Below are 16,513 nucleotides of genomic sequence, written 5' to 3'. Positions count from 1 at the left end.
TTGAGATCATTGTCCCCAGCGATGCACTGAACTTCTGCAAGAAGTCTATTCCCTTAACGGTATAGCCAAACACGCAACAGCGAAAGCAATTGTTCGGTATCTACGGGTTTGGTGATGTAGTCTGATGCACCTGCTTCAATACACTTCTCGCGATCGCCTTGCATGGCTTTAGCGGTCAGTGCAATAATCGGCAAAGATTTAAATTGATCGTTTTGGCGGATTAAGCGTGTTGTTTCGTAACCATCCATTTCTGGCATCATTACGTCCATCAAAACGACATCAATATCTTCTGTAGTTTCCAACAGAGCGATTCCCTCTCTGCCGTTTTCAGCATATATAACCTGGATTTGATAACGCTCTAGCATACTGGTAAGGGCGAAGATATTACGCACATCGTCGTCTACAATTAGCGCTTTTTTGCCAGTGAGTAAGTAGTCTTGTGAATGCAGTTGTTCGAGTATTTGTCGCTTGGGTGCAGGTAAATTTGCTTGGACTCGGTGTAAAAATAATGCTGTTTCATCGAGGAGACGTTCAGGCGATCGCACATCTTTAATGATGATTGTTTCGGCAATTCGTCTGAGTTCAGTTTCTTGAGCTTTGCTAATTTCTCTACCTGTGTAGACAATAATTGGTAAAGTTTTGCCGTGAGGTAGAAGTTTTATCTGCTCAATCAGTTCAAACCCGGTCATGTCGGGTAGCCCTAAATCAAGGACAAGACAATCAAAATGCTGGGTGCTAATTGCTTCTAGGGCTGCTGCACCAGTAGCCACAGCAGTGGTCGAAACATCGCTGTTGCCAATCAACTCAACAATACTCAGCCGTTGAATGTCGTCGTCTTCAACTACCAATAAATTTTTCACCTGGCGCTCAACAAAACCTTTAATTTTGGTCAACGCCTCGGATATTGTCTCGCTGGTTAAGGGCTTTTGCAGATATGCGATCGCACCTAATTGCAAACCACGCTGTCTTCCTTCTTCAACAGTCATGATATGTACAGGAATGTGACGGGTATTTGGGTCATGTTTCAGGCGATCCAATACCGTCCAACCATCCATTTCTGGCAACCGGATATCTAGTAAAACGGCTGAAGGCAGAAATTGCTGCGCTAACATCAAACCTGTACTGCCGGTTTGAGCAGCTATCACCTTGAATCCTTGTTGTTGCGCCATATCTAGAAGGATACGCGCAAAATTAATGTCATCTTCGACAATTAGTAACACGCGGTCGCCTCTTTCAATAGTAGTGCGATCGTCATTTAGCAGTGGCGAGTGGGGAAGGTGGGGCCCCCTCTGGGGATAAGGGTTAATGGCGAGTGGGGAAGGTGGGGCCCCCTCTGGGGATAAGAGGTAATGGGGAGTGGAGAGGATCGATGTAGACTCAGGACTCAGCGATCGTGACTCGGAACCGAATTGTGGTAAGTAGAATGTAAAGGTACTACCTTGACCGGGTTGACTGATTAATTTAATTTCGCCGCCAAAGAGACGGGCGATTTCGCGGCTAATTGATAAGCCCAATCCGGTGCCACCGTATCTCCGACTGGTAGAGCCATCAGCTTGCTGGAATGCCTCAAAAATCACTTTCTGTTTGTCGGGGGCAATGCCAATGCCTGTATCGCTGACTGAGAAGGCAATGACAATCTGGGCACGATTTAAAGTTTCGTGGTCGTTGCTCCATCCCTGTTTCGCCACCGCAATCCGTAAACGTACCTCCCCTTGCTCTGTAAATTTAAAAGCATTGGAGAGGAGATTTTTCAATACCTGTTGTAAGCGTTTGACATCTGTATAGATGGTGAGTGGCAATTCGGGAGTAAATTCAATTGCGAAGGCAAGTCCTTTGCTCTGAGCTATTTGTCGGAAGGTACGCTCAGTCTGATCGCCCAACTCTGTCAATGGCATTTGGGTCATGTCAATCGACATAGTTCCAGATTCAATTTTAGCGAGATCCAGAATGTCATTGATCAACGCCAACAAATCAGTGCCTGCTGAGTAAATTGTCTGGCTATATTCGACTTGCTTGGCGGTGAGGTTGTGATCAATGTTATCTGTTAACAACTTCGCCAAAATCAACAAGCTGTTCAGCGGTGTCCGCAGTTCATGGGACATGTTGGCAAGAAATTCTGATTTGTATTTTGAGGAGAGGGCGAGTTGTTCAGCCTTGTCTTCCAAAGACAGTCTTGCTTGTTCAATTTCTCGATTTTTGCGCTCGACTTCTTTCTTCTGCATAGCCAACAACTCTGCCTTTTCTTCTAATTCGGCGTTGGTTTGTTGCAGTTCTTCTTGCTGTCCTTTGAGTAAATCCTCAGAGGTTTTGAGTGATTGCGCTTGTTGTTCTAAGCGCTTGTTGGTTTCCCGGAGTTCGCTTTGCTGGGTTTGGAGTTCTTCAGCCAAAGATTGCGATTGCTTGAGTAATTCTTCAGTTCGCATGGATGCTGCGATCGTGTTGAGGACGATCGCTATACTTTCGGTAAGTTGGTCGAAGAATGTCAGATGAATTTCGCTAAAGCGGCGGAAGGAAGCTAGTTCAATGACTGCTGTCACTTGCCCCTCAAAAAGTACAGGTAACACCACGGCATTAAGCGGAGACGCTTCACCTAAACCAGAGGAAATTTTGACATAATCGTTCGGTACTTCCGTCAGCAGAATTCGCTCTTTTTCTAAAGCGCATTGTCCCACCAAACCTTCACCCAAGTGAAAACGGTTAGCTAAATGTCTGCGTTCGCGGTAAGCGTAGCTACTAATTAGTTTCAAATACGCTGTATTTTCAAGGGAGTCCATGAGGAAGAATACGCCGTGTTGCGCTCCTACCAAGGGTGCTAGTTCTGAGAGAATTAGTTTAGATACAGTTTCCAAGTCTCGCTGACCTTGGAGCATTCGAGTAAACTTGGCTAAGTTAGTTTTTAACCAGTCTTGTTCGGTGTTTTTCTGCGTTGTCTCCCGCAGGTTGGCAATCATCTGGTTGATGTTGTCTTTGAGTATCGCTACTTCGCCTAGTGCCTCGACGGCAATTGAACGGGTTAAATCGCCTTTAGTTACAGCTGTAGCAACTTCTGCGATCGCTCGCAACTGGGTGGTAAGTGTAGCAGCAAGTTCGTTCACATTATCTGTTAAATCTTTCCAAGTCCCAGCCGCCCCAGGTACTCTAGCTTGTCCGCCTAACTTCCCTTCAATTCCCACTTCCCTTGCTACCGTGGTTACTTGATTGGCAAATGTCGCTAGAGTATCAATCATCTCGTTGATTGTCTCTGCCAAAGTTTCAATTTCTCCCTTGGCATCTAGCATCAGTTTTCGTTTCAAGTCACCGTTAGCAACCGCCGTCACAACTCTGGCAATACCGCGCACTTGTGCCGTTAAGTTCCCCGCCATTGAGTTAACGTTATCAGTTAAATCCTTCCAAGTCCCTGCAACACCTTGGACTTGCGCTTGTCCGCCTAACTTTCCTTCAGTTCCTACTTCTCGCGCCACCCGCGTTACTTCACTTGCAAAGGAACTAAGTTGATCCACCATTGTGTTGGTGGTGTTCTTCAAGTCCAAAATTTCGCCTTTGGCATCGACGGTAATTTTCTTAGAAAGGTCGCCATTAGCTACCGCCTTGGTAACTTCCGCGATATTACGAACTTGTCCGGTGAGGTTCCCCGCCATCGAGTTAACGTTGTCTGTTAAATCTTTCCAAGTCCCAGCAACTCCTCTGACGTAAGCTTGCACGCCTAATTTCCCTTCCGTTCCCACCTCACGGGCAACCCTTGTAACTTCTGATGCAAAGGAATTTAGCTGATCCACCATTGTGTTAATGGTGTTTTTGAGTTCTTGAATTTCACCTTTCACATCAACGGTGATTTTCTTGGATAAGTCGCCGTTTGCGACAGCTGTCGTGACTTCGGCAATGTTCCGCACCTGTGCCGTCAAACTTCCCGCCATGAAGTTTACGCTGTCAGTTAAATCTTTCCATGTCCCAGCTACTCCTTTAACTTCTGCTTGTACGCCCAGCTTACCTTCAGTACCCACCTCTCGCGCCACCCGCGTCACTTCACTTGCAAAGGAATTAAGTTGATCAACCATTGTATTAACGGTGTTTTTCAACTCTAAAATTTCACCTTTGACATCAACGGAGATTTTCTTAGATAAGTCGCCATTAGCTACAGCTGTCGTGACGGCGGCAATGTTTCGCACCTGTGCCGTTAAGCTTCCTGCCATGAAGTTTACGCTGTCAGTTAAATCTTTCCAAGTGCCAGCCACGCCGCGCACATCTGCTTGCACGCCCAACTTCCCTTCACTTCCCACCTCACGGGCAACCCGTGTTACTTCACTTGCAAAGGAATTGAGTTGATCCACCATTATATTGATGGTATTCTTGAGTTCCAGAATTTCGCCTTTGACAGCAACAGTAATTTTCTTAGATAAATCACCATTTGCGATCGCAGTCGTAACTTCGGCAATGTTCCGCACCTGCGCCGTCAAGCTTCCCGCCATGAAATTCACGCTGTCCGTGAGATCCTTCCAAGTGCCAGCAACGTCTTTCACTTCCGCTTGTACGCCCAATTTACCTTCAGTTCCCACTTCACGGGCGACTCGCGTCACTTCACTTGCAAAGGAACTGAGTTGATCCACCATTGTGTTGATGGTATTTTTCAACTCCAAAATTTCACCTTTGACATCAACAGTGATTTTCTTGGATAAGTCGCCTGTTGCAACCGCCGTAGTTACTTCGGCAATATTCCGCACCTGCGCCGTCAAGCTTCCCGCCATGAAATTCACGCTGTCGGTTAAATCTTTCCAAGTGCCAGCCACGCCACGCACTTCTGCTTGCACGCCCAGTTTACCCTCGCTTCCCACCTCACGGGCAACCCTTGTGACTTCTGATGCAAAGGAATTGAGTTGATCCACCATTGTGTTGATGGTATTTTTGAGTTCCAGAATTTCACCTTTGACATCAACAGTGATTTTCTTGGATAAGTCGCCAGTTGCAACCGCCGTAGTCACTTCGGCAATATTCCGCACCTGCGCCGTCAAACTTCCCGCCATGAAGTTTACGCTGTCGGTTAAATCTTTCCAAGTGCCAGCCACGCCGCGCACATCGGCTTGCACGCCCAGTTTACCTTCACTGCCCACCTCACGGGCAACCCTTGTAACTTCTGATGCAAAAGAACTAAGTTGATCCACCATTATATTGATGGTATTTTTGAGTTCTAAAATTTCACCTCTGACATCGACAGTGATTTTTTTAGATAGATCGCCATTTGCGATCGCAGTCGCAACTTCGGCAATATTTCGCACCTGTCCGGTGAGATTACCCGCCATTAAGTTAACGTTGTCGGTAAGGTCTTTCCAAGTACCCGCAACTCCCCTAACTTCTGCTTGCACGCCCAACTTACCTTCAGTTCCCACCTCACGGGCAACTCTTGTAACTTCACTAGCAAAGGAATTAAGCTGATCCACCATTGTATTGATGGTGTTTTTCAACTCCAGAATTTCACCTTTCACATCCACGGTGATTTTCTTAGATAAATCGCCATTTGCCACAGCCGTAGTTACTTCGGCAATATTCCGCACTTGTGCCGTCAAGCTTCCCGCCATGAAATTCACGCTATCGGTAAGGTCTTTCCACGTACCCGCTACCCCGCGAACTTCTGCTTGACCGCCCAATTTTCCTTCTGCACCCACCTCACGGGCAACTCTTGTTACTTCCGATGCAAAGGAATTAAGTTGATCCACCATGATGTTGACGGTGTTTTTCAACTCTAAAATTTCGCCTTTGACATCAACAGTAATTTTCTTGGAAAGGTCGCCGTTTGCTACCGCCGTTGTCACTTCCGCAATGTTACGGACTTGGGCTGTCAAATTCCCTGCCATCAAGTTAACGTTATCTGTCAGATCCTTCCAAGTACCTGCCACTCCTTTAACTTCGGCTTGCACGCCCAATTTACCTTCAGTTCCCACCTCACGGGCAACTCTTGTTACTTCACTAGCAAAAGAATTAAGTTGATCCACCATTGTATTGACGGTGTTTTTCAACTCCAGAATTTCGCCTTTCACATCGACAGTGATTTTTTTGGATAAGTCACCATTAGCGATCGCAGTGGCAACTTCGGCGATGTTACGAACTTGACCAGTGAGATTACCCGCCATCAAGTTAACGTTATCAGTCAAATCTTTCCAGGTGCCAGCAACACCTTGCACTTCGGCTTGCACGCCCAACTTTCCTTCGGTTCCCACTTCACGGGCAACTCGCGTGACTTCCGATGCAAAGGAACCGAGGCGATCCACCATCGTGTTGACGATATTAGCAGTTTGGAGAAACTCTCCTTGAAGGGGTCTGCCATCAATTTCTGTTGCGATCGTTTGGGATAAATCACCATTGGCAACTGACCGAATCACACGAGTAGTTTCAGCTGTTGGCTGGACTAAATCTGTAATGAGAGTATTGACAGAATTAACGCAATCTGACCAGGAACCACGAACATTCCCAAGAGAGGCGCGTTCGGCAATTTTGCCTTCTTTGCCCACAACATTACCAATTCGCTGTAGCTCCGCCGCCATCCGCTCATTTTGATCAATAATATCATTGAGCGTGTCAGCTATTTTACCCGCAACACCAGTATGGTCTATGGGCATCCGAGCCGAGAAGTCACCCTGTTTAACAGCATTCAGCGTTCTCAGTAGCTGATTTAAATCTAGATTATCGCTGTCTCTAGTCAACTGTTCGGTTGCCATAGCCTTATCCTTATGTGTATTTTTTAGGAATTTTTTATATTTTTTTTGCCCCATACCTACTTGGGGTACTTTGAGGTAATGCTTAACGCTTCTTGACTTTTTGGCAATACTTGGGTGAATTTAACCTTCATGCACCTGCTGTTTAGTTAGTAGTACTGCTAGCCCTCTGAAGGAGTATCATAATCAATCATAGCTAGCTGGTAAATATTTCTCCAGAAAAGGGAGAAGTAAGGGAAATGGGGGAATTTAATGTTTCATCAATTTTGGCGCAAGTGTGATGTGCGTGTCTACTGGGTACTGGCTGAATTCTGAATTGCGACGCCGAATAGCCCAATCTAGCGATCGCACTTTATGAACTAACCCTAACCAAGCAAAAATCATGATTTCTTCAGACTTGCTATTTTTTGCATTCAAACCAAAAGCCTCGTTTTCATCAAATCACTATTTGATAACGATGAATTTTCGTGATCAATTTACAGCTAAATCAATCAAATATTGCACATTTAACTGGTATAATTAGTTGCCTTAAACTTTAATTAGCTTGGTTAGTATGGAAAATTAAATCAAGTTTAGTTTATTTCTATAAAATGATTATGAGTTTTTGATTAGCTTCATTATATTATACATCAGTGAAAATTAACTGTTGATGATTAGTATGCCTAAACTAAGTAAAATTGACTTTTTAGTTTTGATCGTTGTTGTCATAATTGGTTTGATACATTTACCTTTTCCATTTTCAGGAGATCAAGCACTATTTACAACAGGTGCTTTGGAGATGCTACAAGGAAAGGTACTCTATCGGGATTTTTGGGATCTAAAGCAACCTGGAATTTATTACTTTTATTTATTAGCAGGAAATTTGTTTGGTTTTAATGAGATTGGCATCCATATATTTGAACTTATTTATATGGTGGTTTTATCTATAATATTGCAACAGACTCTAAAAACCTATTTTCGGCATCAGACAATAGCAAGTTTAGTACCTTTATTAACCGTTTGTGTTTACTATCTTTCTTCATCTCAACGGCAGCTTACTCAATTAGAAGCACTAGTTGGGTTCCCTTTATTTTTATGTCTTTGGCTGACTTTTCAATCTTTTAATCAGGAAGGAAAGCAAAGATTTATTCAACTTTTAATATCAGGGTTTATGGGTGGAATTGTCCTGATATTTAAATTAATATTTTTGCCTATTTTGCTTGGTTTTTGGCTAACTATCTTGCTATATTCTGTATTGATAAAACATCAAAATTTTCAAAAAATATTTATTGAAATTTGCTTGCCAATTTTTCTAGGAATTATCTTTCCCCTTCTAGCTGTTGTCAGCTACTTTGCTTCGGTTAATAGTTTATCAATTGTATATCAGACATTTTTTGTATATCCCAGCCAGGTGGTTGCTAATGGAACAGTTAAGATATCTAAGTTACTGTTTGGAACAGTATGGTTCTTAAAGAATTTCGTTACTTTAGTTTTAGTGGCTATTGTTGCAGTAAATGTATCATTGCGTAAGTCTAAGAATTTATTGACTTTGCTACTTGTTGTTTGGTTTGTTTTGGGGCTGGGTATTATTTTTCTCCAAATCAGATCACTGTGGAGTTACCAATATTTACTATTATTTGTACCTACAGGTATTTTAGCAGCTAAAGGTTTAGATATATTATGGCAGCCTTTCAAAGAATTGAGTTCACCACGAACTAAGATTTTGGTGTCATTTTTATTTTTATTACCTTTTTTCTTAAATATCCTATACAAGAGTATCCCTCTAGTTCAGAATAATTTTGCTTTAACTCAAGATACACAATTTAAATATCAAACTGCATTTAGAAAGGAATATACATTACTTCGTTCAGAAGTTGACTTTCTCTCTCAACCAGGAAATTTGCCTGGTGAGATTTTTGTTGCTGGTGACCCGTCTATTTATTATTTATCTGCTCGTACTCAAGCAACATCACTAAATGCATGGTCACTTGAATTATTTCTATCTGAGCAATGGCCACAACTTCTAAGGGAGTTAGATTTATCCAAGCCTCCTTATATATTTATTAGTAATAACTATCAGACTCTGATTAAAGAAAAGTTTCCAAAGATTCTAGAATTGATTGACAAAAGATATCATATTTTATCCAAAGCTACTGATGGTATTTGGTATATTATAAACTGAGAAGACGGTAACCGTAATTCGTAATAAGTAGGTGGGTTGAATTCGCTGTAGGGGAGGCAAAAGTGGTGGGGAACATCCCACTTTTGCAAAATCTAACAATCTTCCGTCATTGCGAGGAACAAAGCAATCCCAGCCATTGCGATTGCTTCGTTCCTCGCAATGACATGTTAAATTTTATTATTTCATCAAAAAATAAAAACTGGGATGCACCCAAAGTGGTGTAGATGTTCCTCCCGCTTTATTGCCGTTGTGTTAGCGTGAAATCTATAATGCACCATTTACGTCCGATTTTCGGTGCGTTACGGAAGCCGTAACACACTGTACAAGTACAACACTAGGGTGGGGAAATCTCCAAATCTTTGCAAATCTTGATAGCTAAAATATCAATAATCTCAGTATGTCTTGGAACTGCCGAGGTTCTGTTGTTTGATGGATTGTAATAAATCGTATGCCTTCCACCCTCTCAAAGAAACAAACAGCCGTTCTTTTCCAAATGGCGAATCAATTCACGTCTTTTCACTATAATTTGACAGTAATCTGTTCGCGGACGACATCTTTACCGGAAAGTTGCTGCTCTGCGAGTTCCCGGTTTGAGATTAGAATCAACTCTATCGCTTCCCGTAGGCTTTCTCTAGCTTCTTCCATAGTTCTCTCTTGGACATTTGCACCAGGTAACTCTTGAACGTAGCCGATATACCAATCATCTATCTTTTCATATACAGCAGTAAAAGAGTTTTCCATATAATTTTCTCTTGAATGTTACGAAATATCAAATATTGACGTACACCTTGAATATCAAACCTGGTTTCATTTACTTTACACGTTTCGTTAACATGTTTTTTAGCAACTTATTGATTTACCCAATTAGTGCATTCCAAAATTGGATTTTCAACCCAATATTCTCTACCAAGTTTAATCAATCCTCGCTCTAATTTATTTTTTGCAAGGGGATTGTGTAGTAACACAAAATCATCTCCCAACTCCTGTGGACTATTGAGAGAATCTACACCTACACATGAATATAGCACTGCACTTATCCCATCATACTGATTATTCAGGAAAATATCTGTTGAAACTGAAGAACCAGATACTTTACTTACTTGATCTTGATACTCATAAGATCGATCTAAAAGTTCATGTTTTTCAACATCTATTATTAAAGTTTCATTGCCAAAAGGAAGGACACTACGAATAATTCTGGGAATCTCAGTTTCACGTTTAGCAGATGGTATCGCACTGCCATTGATTGCGATAATGTAACAATCATTTGGCTTAACTATTTGATTTAATATGTATTTTTGATACTTTTTGTTGTATTTTTCTCCAATAGCTGAACGATAACGTAGTTTAATCTGATCATCAGGAACTCGTCTAGTAGTTCGATCTTGCAGCTCTGTAACAGCATCATTTCCTTCACCTGCTTTTGGTGCTACTGCTTCAATCCAAATTACTACCCCTTCTTTTAATATACGTATATCTGGGCCTTTATCATCTGAAGTAATTGAAAATCCTTTTGCAATCAATGAACATGTCAAATACATTTCCCATATACGTTGCTTAAAATTTTTTCTGCTTTCCAATAAAAAATGCCTATCTGCATATGGTTTATACTGCAACCACATTTCTTCAATAAATGCTTTATCTTGTGAAAATCTTGGTTTATCTCTAATAACATTGTATTCATCGTCTTCAGCAGCCTCATCACAAAAAAACGAAGTCATATATTTTTTAGTTCAACAATTAAGTAAAGTGCATTAACAATGCCTAACGTAGACAACTCACTAAACCGTTACACCCTCCAACTCTTCATCTGTCAACTCATACAATTGCCGCAATTTATCTAACTTATCACTATCAGCTTCCCAGAAACCGCGCCCATGCGCCTCCAACATTCTCCCTAAAATATTTCGAAAAGCTTCAGGATTTGCCTTGCGTAATTTTTCCGCCATCTCTGCATCTAATGCATAAGTATCTGCCGCTTGGTCATAAACCCAATCATCGGTAAAATCGGCAGTACCAGCCCAACCAATCAACGCCGTCATCCGTTGGGAAATTTCAAAAGCACCACCAGAACCTTGATTTGCCATTGCTTGCGCCCATTTGGGATTTACCAACTTGGTGCGATACTCCATTCGCAACAAATCATCTAAATTGCGGGGTGTAGTATCTTTCGAGAAACTTTCCACAAAGCTGGTTGTAACCTTCTTACCGCGTTGTTTTTCTGCCGCCTTTTTCAAACCGCCCGTATTGGCGTAATATTCTTGAATATCGGTTAAACCATATTCTACCGAATCGATTTCTTGAACAATGCGATCGCTAGTTTTTAACAACGTATTCAACACTTCCGGTCTAGCTTGACCTTTATCTTCTCTCCCGTAGCTAAACACGTTGCGACTTTGCCAAGTATTGCCTAACTCTTCACCAGATTCCCAGTTACCATCAACCACGCGATCGTTCACCAAAGAACCAAAATCACCCGCCGGATTAGAAAACAATCTCGCCGATGCATTTTCCACACCTTGGGCTTTCAAAGCTAAAGCATGTCTTCTAATAAAATTCTGATCTTCCGGTTCATCAGCATCAGCCGCCCGTTGAAATAAATCATCCAACAATTCGATGATATTTACAAAACTATCCCGGAAAATACCAGACAAATTACCCAACACATCAATGCGGGGATGTCCAACTTGCACCAACGGCTTCAATTCATAACGAACAATTCTGCCAGTTCCTTCCTTAACAGGTTCAGCCCCTACCAACTCCAACAGAATCCCCAGAGATTCCCCCTTAGTTTTAATCGCATCTAATCCCCAAAGCATCACCGCCACCGTTTCTGGATATGTCTTATGTTCATCCAAATGCTGGGCGATAATTTTTTGAGCAATTTCTCGTCCCCGTTCATAAGCAGCAGGTGAAGGCATCCGATAAGGATCTAAAGCATGAATATTCCTCCCAGTTGGTAAAACACCAGCACCATCCCGCAACAAATCACCACCAGGCGCAGGCGGAATATACTCCCCATTCAATCCCCTTAACAAATTCGTTAACTCATCCGTAGATTGCATCAACAAATCTCTTATTAGTCTTTCCTCTTTTTGGCGTTCTTCGTTTATTCCTTCCTCCCCCCCAAAATAAGCCTCCAAATACGACCCTAATTCCTCCTCATTCGGTGCTTCTCCCAAAGTATGTAACCCGGAAGAAAACAGACGATTTTCTAAAACTTGCAAATATTCATATAACTCCACCAAATAATGGTCAAAAGCATGACCACTAAACATCCGCACATTTTCTGGAGTAAACGCAATACCCAACTTCTTCGCATCCTCAAATGGACAATCTGCATCTAAACCAGAGTCCACAATTTTTTTACAAATCGCTTCCTTTAAGACATAATTCTTTTGTGGATCTTCGCGATACTCAGAAATCAAATCTCGCAATGCCACCAATTCCTTATATAAACCTGCACGCCCATAAGGCGGTACATTATGAGAAATTAATACACCATAACCGCGACGTTTTGCCAACATTGACTCAGAAGGATTATTCGCCGCATATAAATATAAATTAGGCAAATTTCCTAACAGTATGTCTGACCAAGAATAACCCGTATTACCCAAAGGAGAACCAGGCAACCATTCCACCGTCCCATGCATCCCAAAGTGGACTATAGCATCAGCTTCAAACTCATTTTGCAACCATTTATAATAAGCGGCATATTGGGGATGTGGTGTTAAATCTCGTTCAAACATTAAGCGCATCGGGTCGCCTTGTATCCCCAAAGGTGGTTGTACACCTATCCACACATTGCCTAATTGCACACCGCCAATCTGAAACTCATCGCCATAAGTTTTAATACCAGTCCCCGTGAGAGATTTCCATTGTTTTTCGATGCGGGAGGTTTGCAGATATCCCAACCATTTTTCTAATGTACGGGCGTTAACAGACGCGGGGATATTTTTTGTATGATCAAAAGATTCATCCGCTTCTTTCACCCAGCGAATCAATTCTTCCCCATCTTCTGGCAAATCCCCGACGCTGTAACCTTGTTCTTTGAGTGCGTGGAGAAACTTCAGCAAACTACGCGGGACATTTAATAATGCCGCTGTGCCCACAGCCCCATAACCTGGAGGAAATCCATATAAAATGATGGCAATCTTACGTTCTGATGGAGGTTTTTGCCGTAAAGCTACCCAAGTTTTTACTCTACCAATTAATCGTTGTACCCGTTCGGGAACCAGATAAATATTTTCGCCAACCAAACCACCGAGGGGAACGGTATCAATAGCCCCATCCAATTCTGGTAATGCGTATAACACCACACTTTGCAATCCGCCGACACCTTGGCGTATCCACGAGTAAATATCTTGAATTAATAGTGGTGCAGCAACAATATAAGGTACATTCTTTGCAGTGAGGATGCGCTTTGCTACTTCCACCTGACGCCCTGCTTCCATTGAACCAGCCGGGCCACCCACTAGAGGAAAGCCAATTGTCGAAACGATCGCATCCACTTTTACTGCTTCACTTGATAGTGAGGGAGTCTCTATATTACCTAGTTGTCGTTGCTGAATTTCATAGTCGGTTGTCATCAAATCTCGTACCGCCACATGTCCTTCTACGCCGTTGATGAAAATAGGCAAAGGAGTTAACCCAGCTTCTTCAAAACTGCGAATTAGTTGGGGTATGTAGGGTTGTTTGGTGATGACGTGTTTGCGGTAGAGGAGAATTCCTACAACTGAGGAGACGCGATTTGGGGAGACGCGATTTGGGAAGACGCGATGAATCGCGTCTCTACAATGGGTTTTATACCATTCTAAATAGTCGCGGGGGGATTCAAAAAATCCTTGATAATCGGGGTGGAGTAATCCGATGTTGGGGGTTTCAATTAGCGGGGGAATGTCGCCGACTTTTAAATTTAAATATTTTTCTGCTAGTGTCCAGAATAATGAGGCTACGTTTTCTGGGCCGCCAGCATTCCAGTAACCATAGATAATTAACCAGTTGCGTAAGTCTTGGACTTTTTGCACTGGCACGTATTTCAGTAGTTTGGGGCCAATTTTCAAGAAGCTGATGTAACCAGCGAGTTTGTCTTCTTCTCGTCCGTTGCTAAATTTGTCGAGGATGAATTTAACTGGTTTAGGCATTCCTTTAGGCTTGTCGCCAATGGCAAAGTCGCCCAACTTGGTTAAACTCATCAATTCCAAGGCTGACTCAAACACTAGGCGGATGGGAATTTGATAAATGCGATCGCGCAGCCACACAACCTGGTCATAATCAAATAGTAGGCTACCGAAAAATGCATCAGCGTTATGAAGGGCTGCTTCTACCTCGGCACGTTGACTGGTAAGATCGCGATCGCTAAATACCCGAATATCCAACTCAGGACAGCGAGAGTTAGCCAAAAAAGCTGCTTTTCTATACAAGTCAGCGTTGAACGATTCAAACCCAGCAACCAAGACGATGCGTTTCATGCCTGTAAGCTACGAAATATTTCTTTACTTAAATTTTAAACGTGCTTTCAGGCTGAGTGTTAAATATCTACCAACAGATTTCGGTCATTAGTTCCTTGAGATAGTTAGGGCTTCACTATTACCAATGCCTTTGGGATATTTTGATTTCAAAAAAGTTGTGATGTGTTGAGTCAAATTCAGTGCTTCATTGAACTCTTTTGATTCCTGTAGTGCTTCATATAGTGAACGAATTTCTTGTGGTGACAGGTTTGTGAATGTACGCAACTCGGTAATATCTAATCTCCGATTAAACTCATTGGCAGTATGCCGCCATTTATGTATAAGCGAAAACAACTCTCTATCTTGACGCTGGGTAAAGACATCAGATGCGATGGCTGTTTCAGTTACTGATATAATTAATCGCGGAAAAACTATTGGTCGTCCCGGCTTATGTGAGTTTGGGTCGAAGCGGCTATCAGATAGAATTACTTCATTTGATCTGCACTCATTCAGTAAGGCACGCAGAAATTCTATCCTCTTTTCGTTAGCTGATGCCCATCGTTCACCAAAAATCCCTGTAATTGTTGCTAATAATCCCAGACCTGTTAGTAGTGATTCAAAATTTCTTTCCCTAGTCCACCAGACTGTAGCGAGAATAAATCCCAGAAGTAGAGGGAAAAACGTGATCAAGGTCACTAGGTTTTTCATACTCATATCACATCTTACCGTTTAGACCATATATCATTCGCTACAGAAGAATTCTTGTTAATTCCTGAAGAGTCAGGGGCAACTAAGATTAAATCCATACCAAATCCATTTTTTAAACGTGGTTCCAATACTGTGTGTAGCCGATCAACAAGCACCAGCTTACTGTCTGATATAGTTTTATCGATGCCATTAGAAGTATATTTCCGAGTCAGAAGCAAACGAATCGTATCTTGGTCTTCAAAATTCATTACTGACCGATCGGGTAATACCACTTCAATTTTGTTTCCAGTGAGGTTGCGATAGAGGATTTTTATCAAAATTCCTCTATCAGTCTCTATAGAACCATCAAAAAATACACTATTCAAGTCGATATGTAAATCAGTATTTTGCAGCAATGCACTTGTGACAAACTCTTTAAAAGACCTAGTTTTAGCGTACTCTTTCGCTGCCTTTTGTGCTGCTTCTTCGCTTAAATCTTCAGTGGTTGCTACTTCTAGGAGTAGCCTATCCTCAGGTCGCATTAACTTAGAAAGACTTTGTAGTAGTTCTGTATCTCGTTGAAAATTAGCTAATGTATTTCCCAATAGAGAAAATAGTACAGGACTATCATTGATAACTTTATCTAGTAGTTTCCGTAATTCGTCAACATTTCTCTCTATTGAAAAGTCAACTTGAATTGGCAACACATGGCTACCTTGCAATTGCGAACCTCGAGTTGCTCGTTGCACACCTAGCCTTAACATCTCCGAACTCATATCAACTGGAAAATAGAGTAAATCGGGATTTGAGTTGAGCAATAAACCTAAAATATTTTGGTCTTTTTCACCTGTGCCAACACCTAAACTGACGTAATGATATTTCTGATCTCTGATATTATTAGCATGAATTTGATGCCATCGATATCGAAAGGACTCTATGCTCTCTTTCATCACGAGATAGAATCGATCGTTGCAAGCATGATCCCAGGCGATCGTTGGGCCGATTCCCCAATAAGAAAAACCAGATAAAATCTCTTTTCCATCGCCTGTTGCGGAAAATTCTCCTCTCAATTCTTGCGTGAGTTCTGCAAGTTTGTTAGATTGATCTTCTCCTATAAAGCAGAGAGTCCACCCTAAACCGGGTTCATTGATGGAATTCTCCAGTAACTTCACAAAATTTAAAGATCCCATGTTGAGCCTCGTTTCTTGAGCAGTTTATCTGATTAATCTCCCGCAGATGTCTAGAAGCTATCAGGTATTAGTTAATACTGTAAAGCATTATGTGTTAAGCTGCTCAGGGTTAACAGGAAGCCCAGGGTAGAGTCTGTAAAGGGTTTACGACTTTATCAGCCCACGTTCACATCAAAGGATGCGTTCGGTTTAGGAATTTGGGCATCGAACTACCACAGCAGGGCGTAAACCCAGATACCATCTCAATTAACAAGACGCTTAAGCAACTGGTTAAAGCTAGGCAAACTTCCGCCATAGTGCACTAGGTACATTTTTCATAGC

8 protein-coding genes are annotated in these 16,513 nt (G+C 42.0%); 1 reads left to right on the top strand and 7 read right to left on the bottom strand.

From position 1 onward, the window contains the following. Nucleotides 1–53 precede the first annotated feature (53 nt). Complete coding sequence (locus RM347_RS04725) at nucleotides 54–6,707, bottom strand: hybrid sensor histidine kinase/response regulator (RefSeq protein WP_322721541.1); 6,654 nt, start codon at nucleotides 6,705–6,707, stop codon at nucleotides 54–56. A 246-nt stretch (nucleotides 6,708–6,953) separates the two neighbouring features. Next, nucleotides 6,954–7,121 carry a hypothetical protein gene (locus RM347_RS04720; RefSeq protein ID WP_322721540.1) on the bottom strand — a complete coding sequence of 56 codons (168 nt, stop codon included), beginning with the start codon at nucleotides 7,119–7,121 and terminating at the stop codon, nucleotides 6,954–6,956. 241 nt (nucleotides 7,122–7,362) lie between these two features. On the opposite strand from RM347_RS04720, the gene RM347_RS04715 reads away from it, so the two are divergent. After that, entirely contained in the window at nucleotides 7,363–8,865 is a 1,503-nt protein-coding gene (locus RM347_RS04715) for a glycosyltransferase family 39 protein (protein WP_322721539.1), read from the top strand. A 519-nt stretch (nucleotides 8,866–9,384) separates the two neighbouring features. On the opposite strand, the gene RM347_RS04710 is transcribed toward RM347_RS04715, so the two are convergent. The 5 genes from RM347_RS04710 to RM347_RS04690 all read right to left on the bottom strand — a co-directional run bounded on the left by RM347_RS04710 (nucleotide 9,385) and on the right by RM347_RS04690 (nucleotide 16,192). Next, nucleotides 9,385–9,606 (bottom strand): type II toxin-antitoxin system HicB family antitoxin, encoded by a 222-nt coding sequence (locus RM347_RS04710; RefSeq protein ID WP_322721538.1) that lies wholly within the window; start codon nucleotides 9,604–9,606, stop codon nucleotides 9,385–9,387. A 107-nt stretch (nucleotides 9,607–9,713) separates the two neighbouring features. Then, nucleotides 9,714–10,586, bottom strand: coding sequence for a hypothetical protein (locus tag RM347_RS04705; protein ID WP_322721537.1), 873 nt, complete (start codon nucleotides 10,584–10,586; stop codon nucleotides 9,714–9,716). A gap of 60 nt (nucleotides 10,587–10,646) precedes the next feature. Continuing rightward, nucleotides 10,647–14,336 carry a magnesium chelatase subunit H gene (bchH, locus tag RM347_RS04700; RefSeq protein ID WP_322721536.1) on the bottom strand — a complete coding sequence of 1,230 codons (3,690 nt, stop codon included), beginning with the start codon at nucleotides 14,334–14,336 and terminating at the stop codon, nucleotides 10,647–10,649. An 87-nt stretch (nucleotides 14,337–14,423) separates the two neighbouring features. Then, nucleotides 14,424–15,011 carry a hypothetical protein gene (locus RM347_RS04695; protein ID WP_322721535.1) on the bottom strand — a complete coding sequence of 196 codons (588 nt, stop codon included), beginning with the start codon at nucleotides 15,009–15,011 and terminating at the stop codon, nucleotides 14,424–14,426. 26 nt (nucleotides 15,012–15,037) lie between these two features. Further along, entirely contained in the window at nucleotides 15,038–16,192 is a 1,155-nt protein-coding gene (locus RM347_RS04690; protein WP_322721534.1) for an L-histidine N(alpha)-methyltransferase, read from the bottom strand. Between the last annotated feature and the right edge of the window lie 321 nt (nucleotides 16,193–16,513).

This window comes from Nostoc sp. ChiQUE02 (assembly GCF_034531305.2).
GTDB lineage: Bacteria > Cyanobacteriota > Cyanobacteriia > Cyanobacteriales > Nostocaceae > Nostoc.
This window is presented reverse-complemented; position numbering and strand designations above follow the sequence as displayed.

Excerpts from the sequence above, each read along its gene's own strand:
- bchH (WP_322721536.1), bottom strand. The coding sequence starts at position 14,336 with ATGAAACGCATCGTCTTGGTTGCTGGGTTTGAATCGTTCAACGCTGAC.
- RM347_RS04690 (WP_322721534.1), bottom strand. The coding sequence starts at position 16,192 with ATGGGATCTTTAAATTTTGTGAAGTTACTGGAGAATTCCATCAATGAA.
- RM347_RS04715 (WP_322721539.1), top strand. The coding sequence starts at position 7,363 with ATGCCTAAACTAAGTAAAATTGACTTTTTAGTTTTGATCGTTGTTGTC.
- RM347_RS04705 (WP_322721537.1), bottom strand. The coding sequence starts at position 10,586 with ATGACTTCGTTTTTTTGTGATGAGGCTGCTGAAGACGATGAATACAAT.
- RM347_RS04710 (WP_322721538.1), bottom strand. The coding sequence starts at position 9,606 with ATGGAAAACTCTTTTACTGCTGTATATGAAAAGATAGATGATTGGTAT.
- RM347_RS04725 (WP_322721541.1), bottom strand. The coding sequence starts at position 6,707 with ATGGCAACCGAACAGTTGACTAGAGACAGCGATAATCTAGATTTAAAT.